The organism is Yoonia sp. (assembly GCF_036007805.1).
Classification (GTDB): Bacteria; Pseudomonadota; Alphaproteobacteria; order Rhodobacterales; family Rhodobacteraceae; genus Yoonia.
In genome coordinates this window covers 21,308-27,588 of record NZ_DASYOK010000203.1, presented here as the reverse complement: position 1 = coordinate 27,588, position 6,281 = coordinate 21,308, and the positions used below count along the sequence as shown (strand labels likewise).

General features: G+C 59.9%; 5 protein-coding genes. 1 reads left to right on the top strand and 4 read right to left on the bottom strand.

The genetic code is table 11. The annotated features are described in order from the left end of the window. A partial coding sequence (locus VGP75_RS11580; protein ID WP_327543810.1) for a gamma-glutamyltransferase family protein occupies window positions 1–1,551 on the top strand: 1,551 nt, incomplete at its 5' end. 96 nt (window positions 1,552–1,647) lie between these two features. Here VGP75_RS11580 and VGP75_RS11575 read toward each other — a convergent pair. The 4 genes from VGP75_RS11575 to VGP75_RS11560 all read right to left on the bottom strand — a co-directional run bounded on the left by VGP75_RS11575 (window position 1,648) and on the right by VGP75_RS11560 (window position 6,255). After that, the gene (locus VGP75_RS11575; RefSeq protein ID WP_327543809.1) at window positions 1,648–2,628 is read right to left on the bottom strand and encodes a 2-dehydropantoate 2-reductase; all 981 of its coding nucleotides are present in this window, start codon (window positions 2,626–2,628) and stop codon (window positions 1,648–1,650) included. Window positions 2,629–2,638: 10 nt separating this feature from the next. Next, entirely contained in the window at window positions 2,639–4,150 is a 1,512-nt protein-coding gene (locus VGP75_RS11570) for an acyl--CoA ligase (protein WP_327543808.1), read from the bottom strand. Between the two features lie 65 nt (window positions 4,151–4,215). Continuing rightward, window positions 4,216–5,727, bottom strand: a complete 1,512-nt coding sequence (locus VGP75_RS11565) for a tripartite tricarboxylate transporter permease (RefSeq protein WP_327543807.1) — start codon at window positions 5,725–5,727, stop codon at window positions 4,216–4,218. A 24-nt stretch (window positions 5,728–5,751) separates the two neighbouring features. Next, the gene (locus VGP75_RS11560; protein ID WP_327543806.1) at window positions 5,752–6,255 is read right to left on the bottom strand and encodes a tripartite tricarboxylate transporter TctB family protein; all 504 of its coding nucleotides are present in this window, start codon (window positions 6,253–6,255) and stop codon (window positions 5,752–5,754) included. Window positions 6,256–6,281 lie beyond the last annotated feature (26 nt).

Here is a 6,281-nt window from a genome sequence, read left to right as displayed (position 1 = left end):
AGCGCGCCGCACCGTGCCGCGGCACTGGCGGGCCGCGATGTGCTGGAAGCGGGGGGCACGGCGATTGAAGCCATGGTCGCTGCCGCCGCTGCGGTGGCCGTGGCCTATCCGCATATGAACGGGATTGGCGGCGACGGGTTCTGGGTGATCCACCGGCCTGGCCAGGCCCCCGTGGGCATATCGGGTTGTGGTCGTGCAGCGGGGCTTGCAACGCCGGAATGGTACGCCGCGCGCGGGGCAACGGATGCGATCCCCAGCCGTGGCGCACAGGCGGCATTGACCGTGCCGGGCACGATTGAGGGTTGGGCAAAAGCGCTGGACCTTGTGCCGGCAGACCGGCGTCTGCCCCTGTCACAACTTCTCGCACCGGCGATTGCGCTGGCACGCGAGGGTGTCGCAGTGACAGCAAACCAGTCCCTCACAACCGCCGACAAGCTGGCGACCCTGAAAGGTGTCGCAGGCTTTGACGAGACCTTCCTTGTGGATGGCGCACCGCCGGAACCGGGGTATCGTTTGCGCCAGACGGCACTTGGCGAGACCTTGCAGCGCCTCGCCGATGTGGGCCTTGATGATTATTACCGCGGCGACATCGCCGCAACCCACGCGGCATTTCTGGAAAAAGCAGGTAGCCCGCTGCGGCTGGACGATTTTAACCGCTTTGCTGCTGAACAGGTCACGCCGCTGACGGTTCAGGTGAAAGCAGGCCAGCTTTATAACATGATCGCACCGACCCAAGGGGTCTCATCCTTGATGATCCTTGCGCTGTTTGACCGTTTGAACGTCGAGACGGCAGAGAGTTTCGCGCATCTGCATGGTCTGATCGAGGCTACAAAGCTGGCCTTTATCAAGCGCAATGCGGAACTGGGTGATCCTGACTATATGGCAACACCCGCTCAGGGCTGGCTGCGAGCGGACGATCTGGATGCGCTGGCGAAACAGGTCAATCCGGAGGTCGCCTTGCCTTGGCCGCATGAAGCCAAAGCAGGCGATACGATCTGGATGGGGGCCGCCGATCGCGACGGCTGCGTTGTCAGCTTTATCCAGTCGGTCTTTTGGGAATTCGGATCAGGCCTGACATGCCCTGATACCGGCGTCTATTTCCAGAACCGTGGCGCAGGCTTTTCGTTGCAGGAGGGGCCCAACCAACTGGGTCCCTACCGCCGTCCGTTCCACACATTGAACCCCGCTTTGGCGCAATTGGCGGATGGCCGTGTCATGGCCTACGGCACGATGGGTGGCGAAGGTCAGCCACAGACACAGGCGGCAGTCTTTACGCGCCATGTGTTATTCGGACAGGATTTGCAGGCGGCAGTGACAGCGCCAAGGTGGCTTTTGGGCCGCACGTGGGGGGACGCGACAACGAGCCTGAAGCTCGAGGACCGTTTTGATCCTGAACTTGTCGCGGCTCTGACCGCGGCAGGTCATGAGGTTGAGATGATCGCTCCGTTCTCTGATCTTGCAGGTCACGCTGGTGCGGTGGTGATGCACCCTTCCGGCCTGATCGAATGCGCAAGTGATCCGCGCGCTGACGGTGCGGCGATCGCTGTCTGATCCCGCGGGTCCAGCGCCGTTTGTGCAGCACAGAACATGATAACGCCGCAGCAGTGTTCCTGCTGCGGCGTTATCACATTCAACAAAGCCCCTGCCTTAGGCGCCGTAAAGGCCAGCCGTCTTTCCGCGCAGTGCCACCAGAGCCAGAACTGTATCAATCGTTGGCGTCGGCGTTTCGGTGACGCGCCCAAGCTCTTTGACCGAACCCACAAGCGCGTCGATTTCCATTGGGCGTCCTTGGTCCAGATCCTGCAGCATGGATGTGCGGTGCGCCCCCACATCGGCACCGCCTTGAATGCGACGGTCGACATCAATCGGGAATTTGACGCCCAGCTTCTCGGCAATCGCCTGCGCTTCAAGCATCATGTTGCGCGCCACCTCACGGGTACCGGGGTCTGTGCACAGAACATCAAGCGTCGCATGGGTCAGCGCAGAGATCGGATTGAACGACAGATTGCCCCAGAGCTTGACCCAGATTTCGTCCCTGATCTTCGGCCGGACAGGCGCCCTGAGCCCCGCATCTGCTAGCGCCTTGGAAAGGGTAAGGGCGCGTTCTGACTTTGATCCGTCAGGTTCCCCCAAGGAAAAGCGGTTGCCTTCGATGTGTTTGACAACACCCGGTGCGATGACCTCGGCGGCAGGGTAGACGACACAGCCCAGCACACGGTCCGGACCAAAGCCGTCCCATTGTGCGTTGCCGGGATCGACTGTTTCCAGCCGCGTGCCTTCAAGCGGACCGCCGATTTTGTGGAAATACCACCAGGGCACACCGTTGACGCCGGAGACAATGGTCGTGTTCTCGCCGATCAGCGGCTGCATTTTTGACACCACTGGCGGGACGGAGTGGGCCTTGAGCGTGACAATCACATAGTCCTGTGGCCCAAGATCGGCCGCATCGTCCGAAGCTGTGACCTTTACAATCGTCTCGCCGCTTTCCTCGATCAGGCGCAACCCGTCTTCGCGCATCGCCTTGAGGTGCGGGCCGCGCGCCACAAGGCTGACATCTGCCCCGGCCTGCGCCAGCTTTGCACCCATATAGCCGCCGATTGCACCGGCCCCGAAAATACAGATCTTCATGCTGTGTTCCTTATCCCAGACCGAGTTTCTCGGCGAGGCCGATACGCTGGAGCTTTCCGGTCGCACCCTTCGGGATCTCATCAAGGATCAGGATATTGCGCGGAACCTTGAAGGCCGCCAGCCGCTCGCTCGCGAAATCGCGGATCTCACGATCGGTGGCGCTCTGGCCCTCTTTCAACACGACGGCGGCAGCAACGTCTTCGCCCAGTTTGGCGTGCGGGACAGCAAAGGTCACACATTGCCCGACGGCAGGGTGATCGGACAGGACGCCATCAACCTCGAGCGGGCTGATCTTTTCGCCACCACGGTTGATAATTTCCTTCAGGCGACCGGTCAGAGACAGATAGCCGTCCTCATCAAACATGCCCTGATCGCCGGTCCGGAACCAGCGCTTGCCGTCGGCCTCAAAGAAGTTCTTCTCGTTCGCTTCGGGGTTTGCCTCATAGCCCGGTGTCACGTTGGGGCCGGAAATGGCAATCTCGCCCACGCCATCAATCAGGCGGTTTTCCACTTCATGGGCAATGCGTACTTCGGGACCGGCGGGCAGACCGACAGCGCCGGGTTTCTGACGGCCCGGCTCAATCGGATTGCAGCACATCTGATGCGCGGCCTCTGTCATGCCGTAGGCCTCGACGACTGGGGCGCCAAAGGTCTCTGCCAGTTGGGTCATCACAGGACCGGGCAGGGACGAGGAAGATGACCGCAAGAAGCGCAAGCGCGCGTTCTTGATGATCTCCGCATTGCGCGGTGCGCGCGCCAGAATGGCCTGATGCATCGTCGGCACGGCGGTGTACCACGTGGGATCGACCTCTTCGAGCCAGCCATAGAACTTGAGCGCATCAAAACCCGGCGCACAGCTGATCGACGCCCCGGCGGCTAGCGACGCGCTCACCGCCGCAATCAGACCATGGATATGGAACAGTGGCATCACGTTGAGGCAACAATCCTCCGGCGTCAGAGCAAGCGACGCACGGATGTTTTCTGCAGAGGCTGCGACATTCGATTGCAGCAGCGGCACGATCTTGGGGCGCGATGTGGTGCCCGAGGTGTGCAGGATAAGCGCCACGTCATCGGCCGTGGGGACTGCATCCGACACATCGCCTGTCACATCGGTTGCAAGCGTGAAGGTGCCCGCCGGTTCGGTCGCGGTCAGTTCGATGACTGTCATGTCAAAGCGGTTCGCGGCCGCGCGCGCAGGCCCGTCATAGCCCGCCTCCACGATAATGGCGCGCGCTTTGAGGTCCTCAAGATAGAACGCGAATTCGTCCTCTTTGTAGGCAGGGTTCAGCGGGGCCGTGGTGGCAGACTGCGCGACAGTGACGAAAGCAGCAGCCATTTCAGGGCCATTGGGCAAGACGATCGCAACACGGTCACGCGCGCCGATACCTGCTTTGCGCAATGCTGCGCGCACGTCTTGCGTAAGCGCCCGCAGGTCGGCGTAGGTCATCCAGTCGCGGCCAGGTGCACCGATGGCATTGGCCGTATCGGGGTGGGGCTGGATCAGGTCTTCAAGTCTTTGCATTGCGTGTCTTTCATGTCGTTTGGTGTTTGGATGGACGCGATCTCTTGTCAGATTTCGCACATCGGTCAGTTTGCTGCGACCCGTTTTTTGCGGCGCAACAGTTTGAACGCGGGCAAGAGGATCAGGAAGATTGCGATCACCGTGATGGGCCCTGCGATTGGTCTGTTAAAAAAGATCATCGGGTCGCCTGATGACAATAGCAAGGACTGACGCAATGTCGGTTCGGCAATCGGTCCAAGCACAATCGCCAAGACGGCTGGGGCAAGGGGGTAATCGAACTTGCGCATGAAGAATGCCCCAAGCCCGAAGATCACGATAAGCCACAGGTCATGCATGCTGCGTGATGCGGCAAAGCCACCGACGATAGACAGCACAAAGATCAGCGGGGCAAGGATCGTGAACGGCATCCGCAGCATCCACACAAACAGCGGAATAAACGCAAGGTTGATCAGAACCGCCGCCAGATTCGAGATATAGAACGAACCGATCAGGCCCCAGACAAACTCGCTCTGGTCAAGAAAAAGGCGCGGGCCCGGTGTGAGGCCCCAGATGACCATCCCGCCCAGCAGGATCGCCGTCGTCGGCGAGCCAGGAATGCCCAGTGTCAGCATCGGCAGCATGGAGCCCGTTGATGCCGAGTTGTTGGCGGCCTCGGGGGCGGCGACCCCATCGGGGGAGCCCTTGCCGTATTCTTCAGGGGTCCGCGAAAGCATCTTGGCGACACCGTAGGACATCAGCGAACCGGGTGTAGCACCCGCGGCAGGCAAGATACCGACAAAGAAGCCGAGGAACGAGCCGATCAACGTCCCTTTCCAGCCCTTTTTCGTCGCTTCTTTGGAGTCCGCCATCATACCTTTGGCGGTCATCTTGGGGTTTGTTGTTGTCACTTCACCGCGCGTTTGTTCGATCGTCCAGATCATTTCCCCGATGCCGTAGACACCGATGGCCAAGACGATAAAGCCGATCCCGCGCAAGAATCCCTGTATGTCAAAAAGGACCAGCCGCGGTTCGCCCGAGATTGTGTCGAAGCCGACAGTCGCAAGGACCAGTCCAAAACAGATAGAGAAGATCGTCTTGGGGATATCATCGCCGCCAAGGCCTACAAAAGTTGCAAAGGCCAGCAGCATCAATGCGAAGATTTCCGGTGGACCGAACGAAAGCGCCATCGTTGCAAGAAGCGGTGCAAAGAGTGTGAACAGGACGGTGGCGACGGTGCCACCTACAAAGGACGCCAGCGCTGCAGTCACCAAGGCCAGACTGGCACGCCCCTGAAGTGCCAGTGGACGCCCGTCAAATGTTGTGGCCACTGCGGTCGACGCCCCGGGGATGCCCAGTGTCACCGATGAAATCGCACCGCCGTACATCGCGCCATAGTAGATGGCCGCAAGAAAGATGATGGCCGAACTGGGTGGCACGAGAAACGTGATTGGCAAAAGGATTGCCACGCCGTTCACCGATCCCAAGCCGGGCATCGCGCCGATAAAGAGCCCGACGGTCACACCAATCAGGATCAACATCAGATTGATCGGCATGAGCGCCAGCAAAATGCCGTCGGCAAGAGATGAGAAAACTTCCATGATGGTCCTCGGTTCGCGGCTGCGTCAGTAAATGATGTCGTACATCAGATCGAAGAATGGTTGGGTGAACGGCATGCCCTGTGGCATCGAAATCTGCATCGCGCCTTCAAAGAAAAAGAACAGCGCAATAGGCAGGACAATCGCCATCGTCAGTGTCAGCAGCCATGAATGCCTGCCCAGAAAACGCAGATAGTAGATAAGGAAAAGCCCAACCGCACCGTACATCGACACCACGGAAATCATTGCAACAAACCCAACGACCCCGCCGCCGACAAGGATCACCGTCCGCCATCCAAAGCGGTCCATGAGTGGTTCATCCGATACGGATGCCGGGCTTTTGCCGCGCCACCAGTTCCACGCGATGGCACAGCAGCTCAAAAGCATGCCCGTGGACAACCAGAATGGCCAGAACCCGCCACCCGGCCCCTGGCCGCGAATATAGCCGATGGGAAGCTCGGTGCTTTTCCACATCAGATAGAGAGAAAAGAGGGCAAGAAACCCTGCAAGCGATATCTCACCTTGGCGCATCTCTGCCCCCTTTCCGTTAGGTTGGT